This is a genomic window from Rubritalea profundi (assembly GCF_002954445.1).
Lineage (GTDB): Bacteria > Verrucomicrobiota > Verrucomicrobiia > Verrucomicrobiales > Akkermansiaceae > Rubritalea > Rubritalea profundi.
Window position 1 is genome coordinate 3,156,300 of sequence record NZ_MQWA01000001.1, and the last position, 23,123, is coordinate 3,179,422.

Consider the following 23,123-nt stretch of genomic DNA (forward strand, 5'->3'; position numbering starts at 1 on the left):
TAGTTTCAAACCTCGATTTATTTATTCTTCGTTTGGTTACGTGACATAAGTTGGTTTAGTTTCAATGTGCGTGAATCGATTTCTTGATTATCGATATCGATGATACTGAATTTCACTTGAGGGTCTTTCTGAGTGGTGTCGAAATCTAGCAGGCCGAATGAGCATTCTTTGTTGTATCCCATGATCCACTCGGACCCCTTGGCATTTTCCATAAGCCCGTGGGTATGGACGTTGGTGAGTTTGGAGCTCATTACCTCGTAGAGGTCGTAGCCGTTAGGTCGTTTGATTTTGCGGAGGTCGGATCTGTGGCGGTCGGCAGCCATGAGGATGACGCCATCGATCTTCTGGTTTTCGATAAAGGAGAAGATTTCCTCTCTTTCATCGGGGAATCCATCCCAGGTGTCTTTGCTTCTTGGTTTTACCCCTGGCGACCATGGGACGGGGGAGACCAACACCTTGAATTTCCCTTTGGATGACTGAAGGGACTCGAGTAACCACTTTTTCTGCACGGGTCCAAGCATTGAGCCTCCAGCTAGGTCGCGGTAGTAACGACCGTCGAGCATGATGAAATGGACGTCGCCGATGTGAAAATCGTACCAGCACCCCGGTTGTTTAGAGCCGCCGCCGTATGCCGGGTTGTTCCAGTTTTGGCGGAAGACCTCCCACACAGGACGTTTCCACGCAGGGGTTTCTATATCGGGACCCGGATTACAGTCGTTGATGCCGAAGTCGTGGTCGTCATAAATGGTAAACACGCTGGTGGTTGCCACAAGCTCTTGCCATTCCGGCTGGCTCTGCCGGCGGTAATAACAATAACGTTGGCTCAGCGGATGGGTGGGGTCGTCGATGTAGACGTTGTCGCCGAGCAGCAGTAGCGCGTCAGGCTTACGGCTATGGATGGTCGTCCACATCCGTTCGTATTGCGGGGTAAATCCGGAGCCGCCACCGAAGGCAATACTAAAGCGACTGGCTGAGTCTTGCTGAGGAAAGGTTTGGAAATCAGTGGGTTTGCCAGTTTTTTGTTCATCGACGCTAACCTCATAGCGGTATTGAGTCATTGGTTTTAGCCCTGAAATTCTGACTGTTGCGGTGTAATCTTCACTGGAAGACGTGCGGATTTTTCCAGATAATGGCTTTCCGATTGGGACACCTTTGGCGAGCGCGTGGACGATGACTCGGACGTCTGCTTCCTTAGAAGTGCGCAGCCAGAAGCTAGCGGAGGAATCGGTCACCGAGCCGAGTAACGGGCCGTGAAGTAGTGGTTTTTTGCGTGATTCCAGCCAGGTTTTAAATGCTTTATTGGCGAAGAGTGGCGCCAGAGTATCACGGGGGCCGGCTTGGAGTCGTTCGATAGGAAGTCCATTGGCAACTGCTTGTTGGGCGTATTTGAAAGCCACATCGGCGTCCCCCTGTATGCACGCGGCCATAGTGAGTACAAATTGTTGTTCGGCCTCACTGATCGGGCTGTTCATTTTCCGGGGAGGTTTAGCAACCAACTGGATAGCGGCATCGGTTTCCCCGTTGGCCAGCAGGCGCGTTGCATTCCGCCCTGGGTCGTGCTGGGCCCAGATATGGGCGGGGAGTAGGAGTGGGAGGGCGCAGAGAATGATTTTTTTCATGTAGATTTGGAGTACAGTTATTCGTTGTGGATTCTATTTAATTTTTGAGCTGAGCCATTTTTCGCAGGTCTCTATCCATGGGAAGCCACCAAGTCCGGTACCGTGACCACCACTGGGGTAGACATGGTAATCATAGTCAAGCTTGGCTTTTTTCAAAATGGCGACGTATGTCTCAACGCCGTCAATGAATCCGTCTTTCTTGGAGATCGCGATATAGAGAGGAATGCTTGGGTCCTTGACCTTCGGCTCACTCTTATCGAGATAGGCAGGGTAGATCAGGAGGCAGAAGTTAGGTTTGCAGTCAAATTGGTCCAAGTCATCGGACGGAGTATAGGTGGCAGCATCAAACTGCTGAAGCGTCGTCGCACAGAGGTGCCCGCCAGCGGAGAATCCCATGACGCCCACTTTATCTGGGTTGATTCCGAACTGTTTCGCATTGCCGCGGACAAAACGAATGGCCCTTTGAGCATCTTGTAGAGGGGCATTGACGCCCTTTCGTTTAGGCACTCGATACTTGACTATAAAAGCGGTGATTCCTTGTCGATTCAGCCATTGGCCAACGAGACTGCCCTCTTTCTTTGCAGCAAGATGTCCGTAGCCGCCGCCAGGGAAGACAAGAACAGCCTTGCCGTTAGGCTGATCGGGTTTCATCACCATAAGGCTGGGGCTGACGACATTTCTTATGCGTCTATCGAACGTTTCCTCTAACTCCTTGAGGGGGTCGTCATTTCTGCGTCCATCTCCAGGCCAGAGGTGGTAGAGTTGGTGTTTTCCTGGGACGCTCTTTAATAACATTCTATCGCCGGGCTCTAACTTCTCTTCTGAAAGTTCAGCTGCAGAAGACAGCGAAGCGCTGCAGAAGTGACTTGCAGCGAGGCAAAATAGTAGAAATAGGCTCTTCATGTTGTTTGGAAATTACTTTTGGAGTGAGGTGGTTGAGAGTTCGATGTGGCGGTCAGGTCCTTACTGACAAAAGACTTATTCATTTACCAACTATCGGAGCCGACCGTTGGTTGCTGCGGTAGCTATTGAGGAGTTTGAGCAATTGGCGGACTTTTTCGGGGTGTTTTACGCTAAGATTTTTTTGCTCTTTAGGGTCGGATTTCAGGTTGTAGAGTTGGAACTTCCCGTCGGGTTTCAGCTGGAAGTAATCGAGCTTGGTCCATTTTCCGGTGGTGGGATCACGTTCCGGGTTCCAGGTTTTGACATCGATTTTGCCTTCGTCATTTTTCGGGTAATCGCCGTTGCTGCTGCCTTCGATGAGTTTCCAGTCGCCTTGGCGGATGGCGAACTGTCCGGACACCGAGTGGTGGACGGTAGCTTCGCGCAGCGGGTGCTTGTGAGGTTTCCCCGTGAGAAGGTTAGTTAGATCGTAGCTGTCTTCACCGGCATTGTTCGGGATCGGCTGATTTAATATTTTGGCAAAGGTGGTAAAAAAATCGGTCAGGCACACGGTTTCATCCGAGAGTGTTCCCGCTTTCACTTTCCCTGGCCAGCGTACGATCAGCGGGATGCGGTGGCCCGCTTCATGGATATGGCGTTTGGTGCCGCGCCAGGGACCGTTGCACGGGTGGTTGTTAAATGCCTCTAGGTCTTTAAGTTTTCCGGGGGGGCGCGCGCCGTTGTCGCTGGTGACTACGACGATGGTATTGTCGCTGATGCCGTTACGTTCGAGAGCCTCGACGACCTGTTGCACCGCCCAGTCGAACTCGACCACGAACTCGCCATAGATCCCGGCCTTTGTGGTGCCTTTGAATCGACTGTTAGGAGTGAGCGGGAAATGGATGTTGGTGGTGGGATAATAGAGGAAGAAGGGCTTGTCCTTGTTTTTATCAATAAACGCAACGGCTTCATTGGATAGATCAATGGCTGTGTTTTCCAGTTTACGGACGGTGTTCTTCATCGCCTCTTTGCTGTTGAATTTGAGGCCCGGTTTGAGGTTGACGATCCGGCGGTCGCGCATGAACACTCGGCGCGATTTACCGCTATTATGGCTGAATGGAACCCCGTAGAAGGAGTCAAATCCAACCTCTAACGGACCAGGTTTCACCTCGCCGCTGAAGTCGGTTCCCAGCTCCGTGCCCCATCCCAGATGCCACTTGCCGATACATCCGGTGCTGTAGCCGGCCTGTTGGAATAGCTTCCCCATGGTCAGCCGATCCGTATCGATGAGTAGCGGGTGGTTTTCCTGAAGCACCCAGTTCTTGAGCCAGCTGCGCCAGTTGTATCGACCGGTAAGGATGGAATATCGGGTTGGGGTGCAGACGGCCGAAGGCGAGTGGGCGTCGGTGAAGCGCATCCCCTCGTCGGCGAGACGGTCACAGGCCGGCGTCTTGAAGTGGGTAGCGCCGTAACAGCTCATATCACCGTAGCCAAAATCGTCGGCGAGGATGAAGATGACATTCGGTTTTTTGCCAGTGTCAGCCCAGGCTCTCTTATGGGAAATCAGCAGCAGGGATAGAGCTGAAAGTATAAGAACGAATCTTTTGTTCATGTTTGTTAGTTTATATGAGATAGTAATTTGCTGCTATGATGCGAGGCGAACTCTGTCCGAAGGCTGTCATGCATCTGCTGTCATGCATCTGCTGTCAAACCCGCTCCTATGTGGTAGTTAGAGTAAATTCCAGATTACGGCATGGCGAGCATGATTTCGGTGATCAGAAGTTTGTATTTGGTGAGTTTCCGTCTCAGAGAATAGAATCCGTCACCATTATCTGGTCCTAACTAACATAATAGCTAACATCGGTTTCAACGATGAAACTAGATGTCGGTATTTTTTCTTTGTAAACTAACAGCGTTGACGGTTCTTGCTCCAATTACGTTATTAGCCCAGAAAAACAACTGCAAGGAATTTACTATTCAAATGCGGAGGCTTGAGCGTGGCTGGACGCCACGGACAAGGTTTTTTAAAATGGTATGCGCTGTGTTGCTCTAGCCGAGGAACTGTGGGATATTGCCGGATTGATTGATGCCGTATTGGGTCAGGCCTGTGTCGAAGTCGCCGTAGTGGGGGACCGAGTTGCCGTAGGCGTTGAGGACGGAGGTGTACCAGTTTCCTAGTGTTTTGTGGCCTTCGTCTCCGTATTTAGGGAGGCGGATGTATTTCCCGGAGATGTCGAGTTTGCAGTTGTTGCCGGCCATGACGATGAAGGGCCATTCGGTGCCGTGACTGTGGTGGGTTTCGCCGTTATCCGGGAAGTAGAAAATCATGGTGTTGTCGAACATGGTGCCACCGTCTTCTGGGACGGCCTTGAGGCGTTTGACGACGGTGTCGACCAAGCCCATGTGCTGACGGCGGACTTTTTCCCGCACCTCCAAGGCCTTGAAGTCTCCGACGGGTTTACCGTGGCCTACGTCGTGCAGGTTGACGATTTCCTTTTCGATATCGTCAAGTCCGTTATAAAGAGTGCCTAGTTCATCCACGGTGAAGGTAACCACATTGGTCATGCCGGAAATAAGTGTGGAGAGTAGAATCTCAGTGTGGCCTAACTGTCGGTCAACGGTCGAGAGTTCGTCGGCAAAGTATTTTTCATCCAGCTTAGGGACGTGCTTGCGGATGACATCGGCCATGCCATCGATTTTTGTGTTCCGTTTGCGGATTGATTCGATGGATTCCGCGTAGTTTTGAATTTTCGATTGTTCCAGTCCGGCGAGGTGGCTGGCGATGTCTCCTTCACTTTTGGCGGCGAACTCGAGGACTTTGCGTTCGAGTTCGTATTTGATGCGGTCGTCCTTGCTGTTGGCAACTGATTTGAAGAGTTCTTGCATGGCGACTTTTGGGGAGCCGAATGCGTAGTTGGGTTGTTGTGGACCGCGGGCTGAGAAGCCTTTTTCGATGCCGTTGATGTTGCCGCGCGAATTACCACCGCCGATAGGGAAACAGGCGAGTTCGATGTGTTCGAGTGGTGAAGGGAAGAGTTTTGCCAGTTCGAAATCAACGGTCGCCCACTTGATCGAGCTGAGTCGTTCGTTGGCTTTATAGACGCCGAGCGACGATTGCCAGGTGTGGTGGCCAGTGGTGCACATTTTTCCGGAGAGTCCCTGGAGGATGGTCATGTTCTCCTTGTGTTCGTTGAGGGAACTCATCCACTCTGGAAGGTCGTGTTTCCCTAGATCGGCTTCGAATGCTTCCTTCCTCTTTTCCATTTCCATCTCCTTCTTGCTGAACGTGGATGGGATCAGTACATTTGGAAGCAGGCCGTTACCCTTGTGAATGAAGATGAAACGCTTTGGAGCTTTGCCGGTGGGGGCGCTGGCAAAGAGGTTCGGCCCAAGCGCTAGGGCGCTGGTGCTGAGCATGGCGTTTTTGATAAAATCTCTTCGTGTTTTCATAGTATTTGCTCTTCGGTTAGGAAGGGAAAGTGGGGTTATTTTCGGTAGATAAAGGAATCTGAGGTAAGCAGGGAAATAATGACAGCCTGAAAGCTCCCCTCGGAGCTGACGTAGGCGTCATCGGCATCGATCAGCGTCTTGGAGTCGGCTAGGGTTTCGTTGCGGCCCATGAAGTAGCGGAATGCGTGGCGGATGATTGATTGGCGGACGCGCTCAGATTTTGCCAAACGCTCGATCATGTCGAACACGTCTTTGACATCGCCATCGAGTTTGGGGTTGCCGGTGCCTTTGAGGTGGCCACGCGGATTGACTGGTCTGGTTTTGTAGGTATTTGCGTTATTTTTACCATTTCCTTTGGTGAGCAAGTTATCTGGGTGCTCGAGTTCTTCTTCGGTACGGAAGCGGCCGAAGTCATCAAATGCCTCGAATGGTAAGCCCAGTGGGTTCATGTGCTCGTGGCATTTCCAGCATTCCTTTTTGGTGGTGACCGAATCGAGTCGTTCGCGCAGGGTTTTGTGGTGGTCCTCGGGGATTTGGGCGTCGACGGTGATTGGCACATCTGGGACGCGACCGGCCAAGAGTTTCTCGCGGACCCATTTGCCACGGTGGACTGGATCCGTGGCAGAGTTTTGTGAGTTGGCCACCAGCCAAGCGGGGTGTGTCAGGATGCCTTTGCGGTTGGGCATTTTAAAGGGCTGCACGACGGGGTAATCCCATGTTTCTTTGTCACTGTATCCGCCACGGGTGCCGGCTGCGGGGGGGAGGTTGTAGATCTCGGCATAGCGGAAGTTAAATCCGTGGGCCCAATGGAGGGCGGTGAAGGGGGTGTTGCCTTTGCCAAAGGTGTTTTCGAAATATTCCATGTACCTGCCCAAGGTGGCGTCGTGGCGTTTGGCACCTTTGTTTTTTTTAGCGGGCTTTACCCTTAGGTGTTTCCAAACGAGTTCCTCATGTTTTTTGGCAACTTCATAGGGTTGCTCACGCCAGTTGGTGTCTTTCAGAGTCTCATAGACCTCGCGCCATCCATCGACGAGTTTTGTGCCAGCTTCATTGTTGTGTGGGTGATAGACAAAATTTTTCTCAGTCGTTAGGAGCTGTTCGAAGACGTTTTTGTCTTCTTTGAGGATGTAGTCGACGATTCTGTCCGCCTCATTGGTGACCCGACCAGCGGTTCCCGAGCTCCCCCTGCCGGTGTTACTGTAAAACCCACCACTGCGTGGAGTGTCTTTAAATACTTTGACGCTGTTAGCGTAGCCGAAGAATTCACGGAAGAACCGGTTGAGCTTAGGGTGGCTGACCTTGTGAGATCTGAGGTTTTTGCCGCTGAGGGTCGGTGCGCCTTCGGCAAAGAATGCTTGTTTGTCGTTGAGTAGGCGTGTGACTTCTCGTTGGAAATCAGCCTTGGTGGTGAGCTTTCCTTCTTGCGCTGCTTTTACCAATGTTTCATCGGGGCCGCGGTCGGAAACTGCGTAGGCAATGGCGTAACTCGCTTCACGAGGGGAGAGTTTTTTTCTTCCGTGATTATCTACTGATCCAGCACCAAATTCGTAACGGTAGAGGAACTCGGATTCCAAAAGAACGCTGATGAGCATCTGACGTAGTCCTTCGGTATTGCCACCGATTTCGATGGTTGATTCTAGCAATGGCAGGTACCGCTTGAGTTCGCTGTCGCTGGCCTGGCGCTGCAGAACGCAGTCAAACTGGGCGTGGATGGCGGCGATCATTTCCTTACCCGTCGGTTTTGATTTTTTCAAAATGATGTCCTCAAAGGCAGCGGGGGTTTTTCCAGGCAGCCATTTGTCGCTGCGGTTTTCGAAGTCGCCAGCTTTGATTTCGCCATTCTTGACTCGGCCGGCCCTGATTTGTTTTTTAGAGATCCACTCGGCATTGGTCAGCATCATCAGTAGGTGACCACCATCCAGCGCGGAGTGATCGTAATAGCGAACTCCGGCGTGGTCAGGTAAAATGAAGGGATTGGTGACGCCGTAAAAGCTGCGCGGACGCCCCTTTGCTGGAAGTTTAAAAACATCGGCGACCCGTTGATGGAAAATCTGCGGGCTGACAAGCCACCGTCGCGATGGGGTGTACGGGCTGTCTTTGATTTTACCGCTGAAGAGCTTGTCGTGATCGACGTAGTTGCCGTAGTCAGGGTAGCGCATTTTGTCCTCGAGGTTCGAGGCGTCAAATTTATCAAGCTCGCTGGTGATCCATTCGACCATTTGCTTGCGTTCGGGATCGGTCGGTTGGGATTTTTTCTTTCTTGGTGGCATTTCAGCGAAAAAGAGCTGTTCCTGCATTTTGTTAAGAAGCTCCAGTCTGGAGCGATGGGACAATGTACCAAGTTGGTCGAGTCGGATGTCGCCTTTCTGCTTGTCTTCGTCGTGGCAGGAGTAGCAGTATACATCGAGCAGAATGTCCATCTTTGGGTGGACTTCGAAAGGGGTTTTGGGGTCGGGATTGCTGCTGGCTTTCGTTTCACTGCTGGTGGCTGATGCTTGCTCGACCCATTGTTGGTCGGCTTTGCTGAGTGAATTGAGTGAGAAGGGGAGAACTCTACCATTTTTTAGTTCAAGGCTGACTTTGCCATTTTGCATCCCCCTGTAGTTGGCGGAGACCTTCCGGCCTTTGACATCAGTCCACTCCCTGAACTCCGCAGTTGCGAAGCTCTGGAGCACGATAAATGAAACGATGACCACCGCAGGCAGCGACATCATTCTGCTCACAACGCTGCTGCGAAGAGTCTGGAAACGCGGTGACACGGGGGCGATGTCGGGTGTTGCTGTCTCTGTTTCGTTGTGCACGGAAGTCATTGGCTAGTTCTAAAAAAACACACACACATCCATGACAGGAATGAAATGGGGGTGCGTGTAATTGACTGAATACTGTGACAGGCTGGGAGATCTTTCAATATTATATGCTCCAATAGCCTACCAGAGGCTGTGAGAGTCGTTAGTCAGTGGCGGTCCACTCTTTGACGAACTCGGTCCATGCCTTTTGGGTGGCCTCGGTGTTTTCTTTGAGAGATTCTATACGGGCACGGTGGAAGGCGCTACCAGCTAGTGGCATGCGGCGATTGTCTGTGCTGCGGTTTACTAGTAAGGGGTCGTCAGATGGCGGGCAAATAGTTTGAATTTTGTCCACGAGGTTAGCGAAGGGAGCGCCTACTAGCCATGGTGGTTGATCAGATGAGCCTTTACGGTAAGATCGTGGGGCCTGGTACTCGATCACGGGTCGGTCATCGGTGTTTAGCGGGTAGTCCTCGAAGAGTTCCCGGGCTGCGGTGAGGTTTCCACCGTAGAAAAAGAGGATGGTCTGTGGGTCGAGTGGGAGGTTCAAACGCATCAGGTCGCTCGGGTCTTTGCCAGATATAGCGTAGAGTTTGTCGGCCCAGCTGTCGATGTCACTGGCGGGCAGGGTTTGTCCTTTTTGGTGACCAATGAGTGCGACGATCTCATCGCCCGGTTGGAAGTTGTGGCGCCACATCGACACCTGATCGAAGACCTCGATCATGGTGCGGGCGATGATGGAGAACTCGTTTTCAGTAAGTTGATAGAGCGGTAACCACTGAACGAAGACGCCGTCTGGTGTGAGCCGTTTTTTCGAGCTCTCGAAGTGTTCCTTAGTATAGAGGCTGCCTGCGCCGGAGCGGAAGGGGACGAAGAGGTCGGCATTGACGATGTCGAATTTTTCGTTAGTGGCCATCAGGTAGTGACGGCCGTCCTCGACCAATACGGTGGCCCGTGGGTCATTGAAGAGTCCGCCAGTGCAGTCGAAGCCGTGGAAGTCGGTCATGTATTTTTTCGAGGCGGTGATCACCTCCGGCACGAGCTCGCAGGCGACGACTTTTTTGACGTTTTTGTGGCTCGGGTCGAGGGCGCCTCCAGCGGATATTCCGGTACCGACGCCCAGGAAGAAGAGGCTCTCGGTCTCAGGGTAAATCATCAGCGGTAGATCGGCCTGGAGTTTTTCTTGCATGTAGGCGCCGGTGGAGCCGAGGCTGTAGTGCGAGTTAATCTTGATGGAGGTGCCGACTTGGCTCTCGGTGACAGCCACTGTGCAGTCGCTGGCTTCCCAGATTTCGATTACTTTTTCCTCACGTGCTAAGGGGTCGGTGCTAATAATGGGAAGGCTCGCTGGGTCTAGCGCGAACATATTTACTAACAGGACGACAAGGCAGACAGCCTTGGTAACCAAGCTGCGGAGGTTCCAGCCGAGCGGCAGGCAAAGTGCGGCCACGAGGTAAAGTAGGGTTATTATCTGCATGCTACGCCAAATGCCTAGCCCGTCGAGCAGCAGGAAGCCGCAAAGTAGAGCTCCTAGGATGGCACCGATGGTATTGATAGTGGCGAGGCGTCCAAGCGACTGGCCCGGTGATTTCATGTGAGCTTCCTCGGTCTTCATCAAGTAAGGGAAGATTGTGCCAAGAATGAGCGCGGAGGGAGCGATGGTCAGTGCCGCCGTTCGGAAAATGAGCAGGATATAGCTCGACCAACTCCCAGTGGAGGTGACGATTTGCATCTCGTCGGTGAGATACATGAAGACATGAGGTGTGGCAATGAGTGCTCCTGCTCCAGCCAGAACTAACAAAGTGAGAACAACCAGCGGTGATGCCTTCAAACGGGCGAGGCCTGAACTGACCAGCGCGCCCAGCGCGAGGCAGACCAGCACGATCACGAGAATGGTTGCGAAAGTGTAGACTGAGTTTTCTAACACCTGAGAGAACATTCGGGTCCACAACACCTCGAGCGCGAGCACGCCGAATCCAGAAAGGAAGCACAGGGCCATAATAGCTTTGCGTCCGGCGGTCGGTGGTGAATCGGAGGTGATAGAGGATGGCTCGTTCTGTGGGCGTTTTTCTTGGCGACTTTTTTCTAGCCTTTCCTGCGCCCGTCGTTCCTGACGCGTCGTCGGTAGAGGGGGAGCCTCGGCGATCTCAGTTTTGGGTTCGGGTGAGGCGTTGGATTGAATGGTTTTTGGGAGAGGGCGGAGCGACAACTTGAAGGCGGCGAGGGCGACTGCAAGTGATAGCACAATTGCCAGTACGCAGGTGGCGTTGAATCCGAGCCAGAGGGGTAAATAGAATCCGGCGAGGGCGGCACCGAGGGCGGCGCCGAGGGTGTTGATGCCGTACATCATGGCGGAGATTCTGCCGAATGCTTCCCGGTCCCGAATCATGAACTGTCCCATCACCGGATGGTGCCACCCATGCAAAAGGCGGGCGGGAAAACGAGTAGTAGCGAGAGAGCGAACTTGATGAGCAAGAGCCATCCGTTGGATCCGACACTCTGGAAGATGGCTGGATACACCATTTGGTAGACACCCAGAATAGCAAAGTAAAGCAGGGCGGTGACAGCGATGCCGCATTCCAGCCACGCGTAAGTCCGCATTGGGTTCTTGCTGGTGGAGACACGCCGACCGAGATACCAGCTACCTGCAGCCAGTCCGGCAAAAAATGAGGCTAGGGTGGCGCTTGCGGCGTGGGACGTATTGCCGAACAACAGACCGAGCTGTTTCATCCACAGTACCTGATAGATCAAGGCTGCGAATCCGGAGAGAAAAACGAGAGCCAGAGCGAGTTTGGTTCCGTTGTTAGTTTTTTCTAACTGATTATCCATGTGTTAAAGTGGTGAAGATAAAATGAATTATTTTACAGATTCAGGCAGTTTCATCTCCTCAAACCAAAAGCTTTGGCGGTTCGCTTTCTTACCTCCCGCATAATTGAGGAAGCCGGAGACGGCGAGCACGCACTTGCCGTTGATGCTTTGGATGCTTTGGATGATTTGAATGATTTGAATGATTTGGCTCTTTTTGAGCTGGCCTGTCGCGGCAGCGGGTGAGCCGGGTTCGACGGCGCTGATGCGCCTGGTGAAAGCCGGCTGGATCAACTCCAGACTGAGGCCGATGGGGCCAATGCGGCTGATTTTGTAACGGGCTGCCGCCGGGTCGGGCCATGTGTGGAACTGCGGCGCCTCGGTGTAGTAGCTAGACTTCTTGAGGTAGTCTGCCGCTATTAGGCTGGGCGTAGCGGCGGCGGTGAATGCTGCAGCTAGCGAGCAATTTCGAAAAAACTGAGTGCCAGATTTTATGGCACCGCTCAGCAATCTCCCAGTTCTCTGCGACATGACGCGGAGAAAGTCCGCTGATGGACTTTGAGATTTTTTTGATTGATGTGCGGTGGTCATAATTCTTGTGCTTGATGTGTTCTTAGAACTGATCGTTGTTTTGGCCGACTACTTCTCGACTGGAGGAAGTTTCATTTCCTCAATCCAGAAACTTTGGCGGTTGGCTTTGCTGCCACCGGCGAAGTTCATATATCCAGTGCATGAAAGGATGATTTTGCCATCGGCGAATTCGGTGCGGAAATCGTCTTCAATGATTCTCCCCCATGGCTTTCCACCCTGACGCTTGCCAACACCAGTCATGGAGGGATCGGTCTTGCGTCTGTTTGCCATGTACTTTCCATCGATCCAGACGTTTGATCCGTCACCGGCTTTGACGTGGCTGCGGCCGCCTACCAAGATTCGATAAGCATGGCCGTCCTTCAGCGGTGGGAGCTTGAGCTCGGCGCGCATCATCAGGACTTCCTTTTCCCAGAGAGTCTTAAGCGGTGAGGCACAATCGCAGTAGCTGTGGCTGCAGCGGCCTTTGAATTCGAGTTTTCCAGCGGTAGATCCGAAAGGTGCGTGGCCAGTTTTCCAGCCAGCCTTTTTCGGGTTAAAGTCGGCGGTGAACCAGTTCTCCATGCCCTTTGGCCAATCGACTTTGCGGTAGCTCCATCCATTCTCCCAGAGCTTGCCGTCATTCGGGTCAAAGCTGTGGTAAGACCACTTGATCTCGGTCCTTTTCGGGCCGTACAGTTTCCAGTCGTAATCATCGACACCAGCTCGGCTGTAGAGATCTACGAGGCCATCCACCGTGCGGTTCGGCGAGTGCTTAGAGATCTCGGCAGTGAGTTTAGCTTTATTTGCCTTGGTGTATTCAGGGATCAATTGGTTCTTGATGAGTGGCACGAATGCTTTTTTCACTTCTGGGCCAAACTTATTAGAGTCCGCCTTCATGAAGATGTCTAAGTGGGGCAGGGTGTCTTCGGGGAAGCGCTTCTGACCGACCTCGAACAGCTTATCAAAGCCACCTGGGGTGTTCGATAGGTTAGTGGCGATGCCGTCGAGGAGGTATGTTACTCCGTCCGAGAGATCTTGACCACCGGGTGCGGCTAGCTTGTTTGGGAAATTCACGTAGGCATCTCCCATCACCTTGACGGCGAATTGTTGTACTTCTGGATCGGCTGATTGGAGTTATTTAACAATTCCTCCGACGGGTGAAGCGCCACAGCGCGCTCATTGCTTGAGATCATTTTGCCAATGATCGGCAGGATCTGTTTGTAGAATCGCTTGTCTGTGGAGACTGGGGTGAGTGCGACCATGGAGGCCTTGCGCAACCACCAGTCATCATTTTTGAGCCAAAGTGATAGCTTCTTGAGGTGAGGCGCGATCAATTCTGGTCTAGCGCGACCAAAAGCATTGAGAGCACCTTCGATGACCCACCATGATTCTTCTGGGTCGTTGATCATTTTTGCGATGATTGCGAACATTTCATCGGTGATTTTGTCGTTGGGTATGCCTTTTCCTTTGAACATGCCGGTGAGACAGGTGACTCCAGAGTGACGGCCGCGTGGGTCCTGGGACTTCAGCAGTGGCATGATGAGATGGTAGCGTTGCTGATTGTTGATCGAGCGCGCTGCTGCGGAACGAATTCCTGGCTCGACGGCGCTGATGCGCATGGTGAAGGCGGGTTGGATAAGCTCTAGGCTGAGACCGATGGGCCCAATGCGGCTGATCTGGAAGCGCGAGGCCTTAGCATCTGGCCACTGATGGAACTGAGGATCCCCTTTATAATAGCTGTCTGCCATCAGACTGGTAGTCGCAAGGGCAGCCATCGCGGCACCTAATAAATACCGACAGGCTACTGTCATTGTTAATTTTCGTTTCATATTAAATGTTTCTCGGGTTGTGTGATATGTGTTGAGGAATGTGGAATTTTAGCGGCACCCTGCTGAATGCAGTTCTATTTTGTGGTATCTGCTTTCTTGGCTGGTGCAGCTTTCCGTGAAAATACCAATTTCACCTTGGTGCCCACTTGCGGGACATTCTCCTCGAAGATTTCTATTCCAACATGTTCGCCATCGCGGGGGTTGCCGCTTGGCAGACCATACTGAATGACGGTGCTGGGGTCGGGCCAGATTCCCACTAGGATGCCGCTACGGTTGGCGGCATAAAATTGCTCGCCACTTTCCTTGTTCAAATGGAGAAACGAGCCAGCGAAAATCCAGGCATCCTTAATTTGCGGTTCACTGTCCTGCTTTTGCGTGGCCACTGTGCTCGTCTGGCGACCTTGGAGCATGGATGTGAGGTTGACTCGCTTTAGGACTCCTTCATGTTTCCATTCCACCTCGATTTTGACCCGTGATGCTTCCTGCTGCATCGCCTTATCCCACCAGATCTCGGTCATTCCGCGGAGCTGTGGCGTGGGCTTTAGCCCTGAAAGTAGGAGTGCTGCGTGCACTAGTTCGGGTTTGGCTGAGGTCGTGAAAATAGCCTCGTGTTCAAAGGTGTTGGGCATACAGACAACGTATTCCAGAATTCCCGACTGTAGGCAGACCTCTCCTGCTATGCTGACCTCGCGTGTGGCCCGATCAATGGTAACGCCGGGCATCTTGATCTCCGTTGGGGTGACCTCAAACGGTGGCTTTTTAGCATTCTCAGGAGCAGGTGACGCGGGTTCACCGGATGCGACCATGATGGCCGCAGCCCAGAGACTTAGCCCAAGCAAGTTTTGTTTCAGTTGATGACGCATAAGAATTCTTGGCGGAAAGTATCCGATGGATTCGCGGACTGCCAGCTCAGTTTTTTTCTCCTAGGAAAGAGGAGTCCCTGAGTCCCTATTTTTGGGTTGAGGATTTCTTTGGATATTCTTGTCGTACACTGCTAGGACTCTACCTCCGTCCATAGAGATGATCGACACATCGCACTTACTAATAGGCTCCCCCCGTTTTCTCGGTCCATTGCTGGAGTGGCAGGTAACGATTGTTACTGATCTTAACATCCTCGCAGTCGATAATTTTGATGGACGAGGCGTCATCCCCGATGGGTTCTGAGTAAGTGGTATTGCCGGTGACGGTCAGCCCAGTGGAGCTATGGCCTTTGACGCTTGTTTTACCACGCAGCACAAAATGATTTCCTTCGATCCGGATGTTCTGGTGGACGGCATTGTTAGGCTTACCATTCTGCGGGTTGATATTGACGACGGGCTCAGCGCAGCGGATAAAGCGGTTATTGCGGATCGTCATATCGCGCACGCAGCCAGACTCGAACCACCCTCTGGCGTCGTCTTCGAGCAGGATGGCGCTCATATGGGTAACGTTGAAGGTGTTGTCCTCGACTAGAACTTTGCGGCGTGTCGTGATCAGGAATCCACGTGTCGGGATACGCGAGATGATGCAGCCGCGGATCTCGACCTCCGGGGTCCAGGTAACATTTTCCAAGACATCCTTTTCCTTGAAGTCGGCGGGGAAGGGTTTTTCCAGTGTGAGTAGCATTTCCTTTGGGTTTAGCAACTTGGCATCCTTCACCTTGTTTGCGCTGTAGGGTTTGAGCGAGTCCCACCTGATAAACTCGACGTCGTCGCCGGCGTTGAATGCCATAAACCCGTAGGTCTGATTGTGGATAAATTTCACCTTGATCTGCCGATCGGACACCTTCTCGGTCAGCCGCAGGTGGGTGCCGTGGATGTTGATGGCATCATCGTGGGCACCTGAAAAAACACAGTCTTTCACGAGAAGTTTCCCCTTACAGCCGGAGACCTGGATGCCATCGGCCCAGGCGGCGGTCGTCCTTCCACTCGCCGGGTCCGGTGCGATCTTAACGCCATCAAATGTCAGGTTTTCAGAAAACTGGTTCACCAATCCCATGCCGTGAAGGAAGCGGAAGTGGACGTCTTTCCAAGTGATATCCTTGCTGCGCCGGGTGAAGACGGCGGCGTAATCACGGAAGGGTTCGCGGATCTGATAGATGTGGCCCGCCTTCATCTTGTGTTTTCCGCTGGCGCGCACCAGGAAGGGCTTGAGCTCCTTCATTGTCAGGCCATTGAGTGGGTCACGCCGACGGCGCACCTCGTTGGTTTCCAGATTCAATTCCTGACCCAGCCCGCCCACAAAGCTCCACCCCTCGCCTTTCCACGTGAGTTTGCCACCATCGATCGCGTATTGGGAATCCTTGTGGATTTGAAGATCGACATAGCCATCCCCCACGACAACGATTTTATACTCAGTGACCGTCGGGTGTTGATAATCAAAACTCAACCCGGAGACCGTCACGTTTTCACATCGGTCGATGCAGACCTCCATCATTTTGCCGCGACAAATGATGTCCGCCCCAGGGCCGGCAACGTTGATGTGTTTGGTGTCTTGGAGAAAAATGGCAATCAGCTTATCCGCCTCAGGCGAAGCGTTGGTATTTGAGATGTTAAATTTCCGCCGACATAGATTCTTTGTATGAAAATCGTACCGCCCCGACGCGAAGCTGACTTCCACCGGTGAGTCGGCGGTCCCGCTTCCCACAATCATCAACGTTTGGTCAAACGACCCAGGTGCTGTAATTTTCACCTGGTCACCCGGAGCTAACACCAATTGGTTGATCCGACTAAAACTGCGCCACGCGAGGTTCTGCTTCAGCCCGGATTGCTTGTCATCCCCCTTGATTGGGTCAATGAAGTAGCTGGTGTTCCCCGGCGAAGGTTTACGGTTTTCCTTGGGTGGATACAGGGCGTCGGAGCTAAGGACCGATGCGGTAGCCAGTGCCATCGTAGCAAGGCCCGCGAATACTGATGATAATTTCATGATTCTATTGTTTGAATTTAATGAACCTCCTGCGATGAGAAAATAGCTGCAGGCCAGCCATTTTTGTCGCCCAGGGTGGGTGTCGCGGTGTCGAACCAACCCATGCGGACGAATTTTGGTGCCGGGATTTTGTCGGAGTGAACACTGACTTGTTTCCCTTGGATGGTAGCGATTGCGGCGACAAATTCCTTACCGTCGGCGGAGAGCTCGAAACAGGTCGGGGCCTTGCCGTCCTTGGTGGTCAACCCCTGGTCGATATCGGAAAAACCAACCATCACCTTGTCCCGATTGCGGGTGGCGGAGGCGAAAACCGGTCCGGAGGTGACGACGTCTTTTCCGTATTGGGCTTTGAGCGCCATCGCAGCGAGTCGTTCACCGACCGGTTGTTTGTGCCGCGGGTGGATTTTTTTGACGTTGATGTTGGTATCGTGAATCGAGATCACGCTGACGCCAAGGACCTCCCTGGCCGCGCGGTACTGGGCGGCCCAGACGGTCTCGCAAAGAAGCGAGCTAGGGACACCTTTCCGCGAGTAATCGAAGGGAGCGACCTGGACCATGTGCAGCGGGATGTTAGTACGACGGAACTCCCTGGCCCATCCGGCACTGAGGGCTTTGATCGATTCAAAGTAATCCGTCGATCCACGGTTGGATTCACCTTGATACCAGATCACGCCCTTGATCGCGTAGGGGGCAATCGGCACGATGCGGGCGTTGTGGATACTCGATCCCTTACGTTCGATCCCGGCGGCCTTGTGTTCTTTTTCCGGGATGAATGGCTCGATGCGTGAGCCTAGTTGGGCGATGATGATATAGCCGACCGGCACGTCCAGGTTTTGTTCGAGTTTCAGAGCGAAGAAAAAGGCGACAGCGGACGAGCTAAGCACCTGCTCGGAGCAGAGGACCCAGCGGTCGTTGACAAAGGCCCGCACCCGATTGTTATTTTTCTGGGATTGATAGACCGCGCGTTCATTGCCGGGGCACTGTTTCATTCCCGTCACCATATTCGATTGCCCGGACGCCAACCAGGATTCACCAACGAGTACGTCTTCAACGACAATTTTGTTCTTGCCGGTGACGGTAAGATTTTGAGCTTTGGACGATGCTTTCAGCGGGGTGAGTTTGGCATTCCAATTCCCCTTGGCGTCGGTGGTGGTTTTCTGGCGTTGGCCGGCAAATTCGACGGTGACTTGCTCGCCTTTGTCCGCGGTTCCCCAGATGGAGATCTCGGCACCATTCTGCAGAATCATGTGATCGGAAATGATGCTGGGCAATACGACTTCGGCCAGAGAATACGGGGCGAGGATGAGGAAGAGTGCAATAATCGTTTTCACGGCCAACGCCATAGCCTAAAAAGCATCTTCACCCAACTTCAAAAATGGGGATGTCAAAGATAGCTCAAGATGAAACGCCCCAGCAAATACGACGAGGAAAAAACGCCGTAATAAACTCAAGGAACTACCCCCGACCGTTTGATTGATCATCCCCCAACCGCACGGCCGAAAGTTGCTGAAATAATCCGTTCGCTGCCCTAGTAATAGTGTTGAACAAACCCTGATTAAATAACAAACCATCTTTGACTTCCTGACTCATGATCACAAAATCCATTCTATCGCATTGCCTCTGTCTCACCTTGATGTCGAGTTTCGGCATCGCCACCAAACTCCAAGCCGAGCCAGTTGAGACCAAAGCTGCCGACCAGTCAGATTACACCAAGCACAAGGACTCGGAATTCACCCCGCTGTTCAATGGCAAGGATTTGACTGGATGGAAAACGACAGGCAATTGGGTGGTCGAACCAGGCAACATAGTCACTATCAAACCCCGTAAGGGTGAACATGGGTGGAAACGCTTTGCCGACTACATCATGACCAAGCGCAAGTACGGCAACTTCGTCCTCAAACTCGATTTCAAATTCGAGAAGCGAGGCAACTCTGGAGTCTTCATGAGAATTGCCAATCCTCTGCTTCCCGTCACCACCGGCTTCGAATTGCAGATCCTCGACACCCATGGATTGAAAAAGCCCGGCAGCCACGATTGCGGCGGCATCATCGAAACTCGCGGGCCATCAAAAAATATGGTCAAACCCGCTGGCGAATGGAATGAATACATCATTTACCTCAACGGTAACCGACTCAAAGTAACCCTCAATGGCGAGCAAATCCAGGACCTCGATATCAGTAAAACCGACCTCAAAGACCGCCCAGCCAAAGGCTTCATCGGCTTCCAAGACGAAGCCAAACGCGTCTGGTACAGAAATGTGCGGATCAAGGAACTCGATTAGACGAGCTCGTCTAGGCTGGAGGAATCCCCCTGTCGTTCGGCAGACAACATCATGAAAGTCGACGGTGGGAAAGAAGGTGCCGTTCAAGGTTACCTACCCAACCAATGATGCAATTGCTCAAAGGTAATAACCGAACCTCGAGAAACAGCAACCCTCCCCAAGTATGATCGCCAGTTCCCATCCTTAAAATATTGGGCTAGACACGGGGGGTATATGGTGCGAAATAGCTTCAAAATATTGGGCGTGCACACCACGTATCCACCGAACACAAACAATTATGAAAATGGCAAAGGTAGTGAAAAGAATCAAATTATGGCAATTATGTCTGGCATCGGTGATAGCTATGCTCGCGACCACCACCCTCGCTACTGCCGAAGACTACTACAAGGAAACACCCCAGTTTCACATGTATCCAGACCCAGCTGCTGCGCGCTATATCATCAAGCGCTTCGGCCCAGTAGGCATCGGACTAGAGCTGCGTAAACCAAATTTCACCATGCACATCACCGGCGTCGAAAAGGGCTCACCAGCCGAGGCCTGTGGCAAACTCAAGAAGGGACAAATCATTGAAACCATCAATGGAAAAACTCTCAAGGACATCGATCCACGTGTGCTCCTCGGCAACATGATCACCGAAGCTGAAGCTAAGGGCGGCATCATGAAAATGATGGTCAAAGATGACCCCAAATCCGCTGCCAAAGAAGTCGTTGTAAAGATTCCAGCGCTCGGTGCCTACAGCAAGACTTGGCCGGTCGACTGCAAGAAGTCTGACAAAATCGTCCGTGCCTGTGCCGACGCTCTCGCTGCAAATAAAGAATCCGTCAAGATCGGAGTAGATGGAGCTCTGATGTTCCTGCTTTCCACTGGCGAAGAAAAAGACCTCGACGTCGTTCGCGGCTGGATCAAGAAAATCGTCGAAAAATACAAGGACAAAGAAGAGATCTCCAGCTACCCATGGTTCGCTGGTTACAGCGGCACCGGATTGTGCGAATACTACCTGCGTACTGGCGACAAATCAATCCTGCCGACCATTGAGAAACTCGCCGACTACCTCAAGCGGACAATCTACAATGGCTCATGGATGGGCCGCGGTGGCGCCAGCTACGCCTACATGGGCGGCGGTCACCTCAATGCCGCCGGCCTACACGCAGTGACTTTTCTGCTGATGGCGAAAGAGTGCGGCGTCAAAGTCGACGAGCACACCCTACAGAGCTCACTCCACCACATCTACCGCTTCGCCGGCCACGGCGACGTCGCCTACGGTGACCACCTTCCCGAGGGAGGATTTGCCGGCAACGGTAAGACCGAAGGCTTAGCCTTCACCATGCAAGCAGCCGCCAACCTCCACCCAGACGGCGAAAAATCAATCTACGCCAAAGCTCGCAACGTCAGCGGCACAAAAGCATTTTACTCCACCTCATGGCTCTTCCACGGACACACCGGTGGAGGCATCGGTGAATACTGGCGCGGCCCCGCAATGGGTGTCGTGCGCGACAAGCGCCCTGCCGAGTATCAGTCCTTCATGGACGAGCGCCGCTGGATGTACGAACTAGGCCGCACGCACGATGGCGTATTTGGCTGGGTCAGCGGATGGAATGTCAGTTACGACAAGACTGGCCTAGAAGGCCGCGGCTTCGCCAACTTCATCCCACTCATCTACACCCTACCACGCAAGCACCTGCGCCTTTATGGTGCTCCACGCTCAAAGTACTCCCACACCTACGCCATCCCAGATCGCCCATGGGGCAATAAAGCGGATGAGATTTTTCTCTCAATGGTGCCCGGCGAATACAAGCCCGGCAAACGTCAGGACACTTCAAAGGAACGCCTGCGCACTGACGCATCCATGCCCATCCTAGGCCGCCTAAACGACCCCAAGGTCAGCGATGACACCCTGCTGATGTACGCCTATCACTTCGACCAAGCCCTCCGCACGGCATCGGCCCGCGCTATTAACAAACACGGCCGCTACCACCTAGTAGTGCCGCTGCTCAAATCAAAGGACCCCCGCGCACGCCTCACTGGTGTCACCTGCATCATCGGCATGGGCAAAGGCAAAGCTCTACCTAAAGATCAGCTTACCGATGAAGTGTTCGCCCTCGTCGCTGAAATGATCAACGACAAAGACGAAGCCTGGTGGGTGCTCGAAAGTGCATTCAAAGCAATCGGCCTCGCACGTCCCGAGCTAGTAGCTCCACATGTCCCACGCCTCATCTCATGGCTCGACCACGACGACTGGTGGATGCGCGCTGCTGCCATGCACGCACTCACTCCCGTTGCTACAGACAAAAAGCTCTACAAGCAAATCCTGCCAAAGATCGGAAAAATCGTTCAGTCCACTCAGCGACTTGGTGACCTCCAGCCGATCGCCGGCATCGTCCGCACACTCCAGGACGCTGACCCAGAAGTCCGCAAGTTCGCCATGGCCACACTCGGCGAATCCTACGTCAACTTCCCCACCGAGCTCGCCGAGCCAGGTGGTCAGGACTTGACGAAAAACATCGAACTCATGCTCGGCGCGATCGCCAAGGATATGATCACTGTGCCAGGTGGCTATGACTACCTCTACCGTATCGCCAAGAAACGTGACCCTAAGGTTTCACTACCACACCCAAAACTCTTCCTCGGCTCCGATGGCTCGCAGTTCGGTCCAGAACTCAAGCAGGCATTCGTCCCTATCATCAAGGACCAGCTGATCCCGGAATACATCGAGAAGAACCGAAGGGCCCTCGACAAAGAACTGATCACCCGCCAACCAGGACGAGCCATTGATGGATTGGTCGCTCTCTACAAAAAGGCGGGTAATCACGACTATGACTGGAAGCTCCACGGCCCAGCTCGCGACAAGATCGAGTGGCAGTACCACACCTTTGACCCGAAGGAGAAAAAACTCTGGGAAAGTGGCCACCGCTTCCGCGAAGTCACCCTGCCTGCTGGCAATGAAAACTGGTTTAAACCCGAGTTCGATCCAAAGAAAGCCGGCTGGAAAACTGGCTTTGCACCCTTCGCAAACAATGGCGGAAAACTCGCCTCTCTCGGCGAGTGCAATGGCGATCACTACTTCTGCGGCTGCGACGACGAACCAAATACCTTCTGGGATAAGGAAGCTCTTTTGATGCGTGCCAAGATCGAACTACCACCACTGCGCGAGGGCTATGCCTACCGCATGCTCGTCGGAGGACGCTCCCACTACAACGCCGGTGGCGGCACCGACGTCTGGCTAGACGGTGAGCACTTGAAGAACGCCAGAAAGGGCTGGGCAACCATCCCTGGTGGTAGCGGTCGCAACTCTAGCAAACCATGGGGAGTAACTATCACCGACGACGCCCGCAAGTATTTTGAGGACGGCAAGCTTCTCCTCGCCTGCAACGGCTTCCTGCGCTGGGGACATCGCTCAGAACAAATCAAAAGCTACAAGAGCTTCTGGTTCGAGCAGATGAAATTGCCAGAATTGCCTGCGGCTCCAAAGCCGAAGGAGTAAGAGTAGAAAGTAGAAAGTAGAAAGTAGGGGTTTTCCATGCTAGCTACTTGCTACCACCTACTGGCTACTACACAGAGACGCCTAAAGCGCTCTTGTACGCTGGGCAGGAGCACAGCTTAAAATTATCGTGGAGTGTGAAGTGGTATAAGAGCCCATCATTTGATGGGTCTCATGAAATCCATCACCGTCACTCGACTTGCAACTGGAATCACCACCGCGGCCCTTATCGGTTTCGGCGGAATTCCTCTGATCCTTCGTCGCCGCAAATGATACCATTTGATCGGTTAGATTGTCGGAACTACTCTGAGTCGAATGTCGCGGACTTAAGGGGGTGTTGGCGGTGATTTTTGTGTTAGAAGTGACATTCCGCCCTTTGATAGACATACACTGACGCGCATCAACATTTGTGGAATTGAGAACTAGCTCTGATGTTTAAGGAATCCCTGTCATCGCATCGTGGTGTTACGTTTTACGTGTTATACCACTTAGTGAATCAAAAGAGACAAATGTTGTATT

15 protein-coding genes are annotated in these 23,123 nt (G+C 52.8%); 2 read left to right on the forward strand and 13 right to left on the reverse strand.

The window, feature by feature from the left end:
- Positions 1–17 precede the first annotated feature (17 nt).
- The 13 genes from BSZ32_RS13840 to BSZ32_RS13895 all read right to left on the reverse strand — a co-directional run bounded on the left by BSZ32_RS13840 (position 18) and on the right by BSZ32_RS13895 (position 18,188).
- The gene (locus BSZ32_RS13840) at positions 18–1,619 is read right to left on the reverse strand and encodes an alkaline phosphatase D family protein (protein ID WP_105043959.1); all 1,602 of its coding nucleotides are present in this window, start codon (positions 1,617–1,619) and stop codon (positions 18–20) included.
- A 33-nt stretch (positions 1,620–1,652) separates the two neighbouring features.
- The gene (locus BSZ32_RS13845; protein ID WP_105043960.1) at positions 1,653–2,522 is read right to left on the reverse strand and encodes an alpha/beta hydrolase; all 870 of its coding nucleotides are present in this window, start codon (positions 2,520–2,522) and stop codon (positions 1,653–1,655) included.
- Between the two features lie 79 nt (positions 2,523–2,601).
- Positions 2,602–4,113 carry a sulfatase family protein gene (locus tag BSZ32_RS13850; protein WP_105043961.1) on the reverse strand — a complete coding sequence of 504 codons (1,512 nt, stop codon included), beginning with the start codon at positions 4,111–4,113 and terminating at the stop codon, positions 2,602–2,604.
- Between the two features lie 437 nt (positions 4,114–4,550).
- On the reverse strand, positions 4,551–5,951 hold the full coding sequence (locus BSZ32_RS13855; RefSeq protein WP_105043962.1) for a DUF1552 domain-containing protein: 1,401 nt from the start codon (positions 5,949–5,951) through the stop codon (positions 4,551–4,553).
- Positions 5,952–5,986: 35 nt separating this feature from the next.
- The gene (locus BSZ32_RS13860) at positions 5,987–8,761 is read right to left on the reverse strand and encodes a DUF1588 domain-containing protein (protein WP_105043963.1); all 2,775 of its coding nucleotides are present in this window, start codon (positions 8,759–8,761) and stop codon (positions 5,987–5,989) included.
- 139 nt (positions 8,762–8,900) lie between these two features.
- The gene (locus tag BSZ32_RS13865) at positions 8,901–11,219 is read right to left on the reverse strand and encodes a spermidine synthase (protein ID WP_338066243.1); all 2,319 of its coding nucleotides are present in this window, start codon (positions 11,217–11,219) and stop codon (positions 8,901–8,903) included.
- Positions 11,138–11,566, reverse strand: coding sequence for a spermidine synthase family protein (locus BSZ32_RS18960; RefSeq protein WP_165788857.1), 429 nt, complete (start codon positions 11,564–11,566; stop codon positions 11,138–11,140). The genes BSZ32_RS13865 and BSZ32_RS18960 overlap by 82 nt, the downstream gene beginning before the upstream one ends.
- A 27-nt stretch (positions 11,567–11,593) precedes the next feature.
- Positions 11,594–12,133, reverse strand: a complete 540-nt coding sequence (locus BSZ32_RS13870) for a hypothetical protein (protein WP_105043965.1) — start codon at positions 12,131–12,133, stop codon at positions 11,594–11,596.
- A 48-nt stretch (positions 12,134–12,181) separates the two neighbouring features.
- Positions 12,182–13,201, reverse strand: coding sequence for a hypothetical protein (locus BSZ32_RS13875; RefSeq protein ID WP_105043966.1), 1,020 nt, complete (start codon positions 13,199–13,201; stop codon positions 12,182–12,184).
- Positions 13,201–13,941 carry a HEAT repeat domain-containing protein gene (locus BSZ32_RS13880; protein WP_129589769.1) on the reverse strand — a complete coding sequence of 247 codons (741 nt, stop codon included), beginning with the start codon at positions 13,939–13,941 and terminating at the stop codon, positions 13,201–13,203. Before BSZ32_RS13880 ends, BSZ32_RS13875 begins: the two co-directional genes overlap by 1 nt.
- Before the next feature lie 74 nt (positions 13,942–14,015).
- Positions 14,016–14,804 carry a YdjY domain-containing protein gene (locus BSZ32_RS13885; RefSeq protein WP_105043968.1) on the reverse strand — a complete coding sequence of 263 codons (789 nt, stop codon included), beginning with the start codon at positions 14,802–14,804 and terminating at the stop codon, positions 14,016–14,018.
- Between the two features lie 178 nt (positions 14,805–14,982).
- The gene (locus BSZ32_RS13890; protein ID WP_105043969.1) at positions 14,983–16,845 is read right to left on the reverse strand and encodes a right-handed parallel beta-helix repeat-containing protein; all 1,863 of its coding nucleotides are present in this window, start codon (positions 16,843–16,845) and stop codon (positions 14,983–14,985) included.
- Between the two features lie 17 nt (positions 16,846–16,862).
- The gene (locus tag BSZ32_RS13895) at positions 16,863–18,188 is read right to left on the reverse strand and encodes a sialate O-acetylesterase (protein WP_105043970.1); all 1,326 of its coding nucleotides are present in this window, start codon (positions 18,186–18,188) and stop codon (positions 16,863–16,865) included.
- A 245-nt stretch (positions 18,189–18,433) separates the two neighbouring features.
- Between BSZ32_RS13895 and BSZ32_RS13900 the strand changes: the two genes are divergently transcribed.
- Together BSZ32_RS13900 and BSZ32_RS13905 are read left to right on the forward strand one after the other, a co-directional pair.
- On the forward strand, positions 18,434–19,126 hold the full coding sequence (locus tag BSZ32_RS13900) for a 3-keto-disaccharide hydrolase (protein ID WP_105043971.1): 693 nt from the start codon (positions 18,434–18,436) through the stop codon (positions 19,124–19,126).
- 277 nt (positions 19,127–19,403) lie between these two features.
- Positions 19,404–22,607, forward strand: coding sequence for a DUF6288 domain-containing protein (locus BSZ32_RS13905; protein WP_206018855.1), 3,204 nt, complete (start codon positions 19,404–19,406; stop codon positions 22,605–22,607).
- The last annotated feature ends 516 nt before the right edge of the window (positions 22,608–23,123 follow it).

What these genes read in the sequence shown, in the direction of transcription:
- BSZ32_RS13840 (WP_105043959.1), bottom strand. Translation starts at nt 1,619, where the DNA reads ATGAAAAAAATCATTCTCTGCGCCCTCCCACTCCTACTCCCCGCCCAT.
- BSZ32_RS13845 (WP_105043960.1), bottom strand. Translation starts at nt 2,522, where the DNA reads ATGAAGAGCCTATTTCTACTATTTTGCCTCGCTGCAAGTCACTTCTGC.
- BSZ32_RS13850 (WP_105043961.1), bottom strand. Translation starts at nt 4,113, where the DNA reads ATGAACAAAAGATTCGTTCTTATACTTTCAGCTCTATCCCTGCTGCTG.
- BSZ32_RS13855 (WP_105043962.1), bottom strand. Translation starts at nt 5,951, where the DNA reads ATGAAAACACGAAGAGATTTTATCAAAAACGCCATGCTCAGCACCAGC.
- BSZ32_RS13860 (WP_105043963.1), bottom strand. Translation starts at nt 8,761, where the DNA reads ATGACTTCCGTGCACAACGAAACAGAGACAGCAACACCCGACATCGCC.
- BSZ32_RS13865 (WP_338066243.1), bottom strand. Translation starts at nt 11,219, where the DNA reads ATGGCTCTTGCTCATCAAGTTCGCTCTCTCGCTACTACTCGTTTTCCC.
- BSZ32_RS18960 (WP_165788857.1), bottom strand. Translation starts at nt 11,566, where the DNA reads ATGGATAATCAGTTAGAAAAAACTAACAACGGAACCAAACTCGCTCTG.
- BSZ32_RS13870 (WP_105043965.1), bottom strand. Translation starts at nt 12,133, where the DNA reads ATGACCACCGCACATCAATCAAAAAAATCTCAAAGTCCATCAGCGGAC.
- BSZ32_RS13875 (WP_105043966.1), bottom strand. Translation starts at nt 13,201, where the DNA reads ATGGGAGATGCCTACGTGAATTTCCCAAACAAGCTAGCCGCACCCGGT.
- BSZ32_RS13880 (WP_129589769.1), bottom strand. Translation starts at nt 13,941, where the DNA reads ATGAAACGAAAATTAACAATGACAGTAGCCTGTCGGTATTTATTAGGT.
- BSZ32_RS13885 (WP_105043968.1), bottom strand. Translation starts at nt 14,804, where the DNA reads ATGCGTCATCAACTGAAACAAAACTTGCTTGGGCTAAGTCTCTGGGCT.
- BSZ32_RS13890 (WP_105043969.1), bottom strand. Translation starts at nt 16,845, where the DNA reads ATGAAATTATCATCAGTATTCGCGGGCCTTGCTACGATGGCACTGGCT.
- BSZ32_RS13895 (WP_105043970.1), bottom strand. Translation starts at nt 18,188, where the DNA reads ATGGCGTTGGCCGTGAAAACGATTATTGCACTCTTCCTCATCCTCGCC.
- BSZ32_RS13900 (WP_105043971.1), top strand. Translation starts at nt 18,434, where the DNA reads ATGATCACAAAATCCATTCTATCGCATTGCCTCTGTCTCACCTTGATG.
- BSZ32_RS13905 (WP_206018855.1), top strand. Translation starts at nt 19,404, where the DNA reads ATGAAAATGGCAAAGGTAGTGAAAAGAATCAAATTATGGCAATTATGT.